Raw genomic sequence first — 1088 nt, forward strand, 5'->3', positions numbered from 1 at the left:
CCTTTCACCATGAAAGCACTTCTCATCAGCTTGCTCTCGCTCGCGTTCGGGGCGTGGTACTTCTTGCCCGTTGCCCCTCACGCGCCTGCACCTTCGGAAAAGGTGGCAAACACGTGCTCAGCCTATGGCACGCTGGGTGGCAACTGTTCGCTTACTTGTCCTTCAGCCTGTGAGCGATGTAGGTGTACCGGGTTTACTTTTGGCTGCTCGAGCAAGTGTGCAGAGTGTGGCGGGTATCAGCAGGCGGTTGTCGTGGTAGATCTCGCACCCGAGGAAGTGCTTCAGAAAGCAAGGTCGATACTGGAACGTGACGGTTCGGAGGTAGCGCTTCGGATCGCTGAACAGCTCGATGAGCTGATGCAGTTGGACCCGGCAACAGAGCCAAAAACTGTTGCAAGAAAACTGGCTTCCATAGATAAACTCATACCCCAACTGCATCCCGACACTGTGGATGAGCTGAAGGCAATCAAAAACTTGGACTGATTTGGCTTTGCCGTTTTGAGTAAGCGCGTACAGCGGCGGGTGCCATGCTCCGCCGCTGCGCGGGCTTTTGCCTGTCATCGCGCTTGTTGCAAGTCCCCACCGCCGCAGTTGTGGATTTGTTTCGTGTGGAAATTCGAATTGAGTGTGCTCTGTGCGGGTGGATTCGGATTTTCGTCCTGAGTCTATGGAGGGGACTTCGATACCCAAGGGCTTTTTTGCCTTATTCCTTTCGCTGGTGTGGATGGGGTGCCCGGAGCCGCCCGATACGGCAGGCAAGTCGCGCCTGACGCCCTGCATGTGCGCATACCATTGATCGTGTAGGGTTTAGCGTTAAGTGTTTATTACTCACACTACGTAGTGCTCCTCTTTCGCGAAGTGCACCCTCTAAATATCGCGGCGAAGCAGCGTCTCAACATCGCCGCCTGCGGCAGCGTATCAACATCAGGGCAAAGCCCTGTCTCATCCATCAGATCCTCGATTCCTCTTGTGCCCGATAATCATCCTCATTCCCCGGCGCTATGCCACTCGTCCATGCAATCCTGTCGGGCTGCAATGTGCATCGGATTTGCCATCTTCGCTGCGCACCGCATTTTTTGGCGAAAGCC

The 1088-nt window shown here is 55.1% G+C and carries 1 protein-coding gene; it reads left to right on the forward strand.

Annotated elements, in window-relative coordinates; all coding sequences use genetic code 11:
• Positions 1-483: hypothetical protein (locus D6694_11895; protein ID RMH38739.1), on the forward strand; the 483-nt coding region annotated here is incomplete at its 5' end.
• Between the last annotated feature and the right edge of the window lie 605 nt (positions 484-1088).

This window comes from Gammaproteobacteria bacterium, from assembly GCA_003696665.1.
Taxonomy (GTDB): domain Bacteria; phylum Pseudomonadota; class Gammaproteobacteria; order Enterobacterales.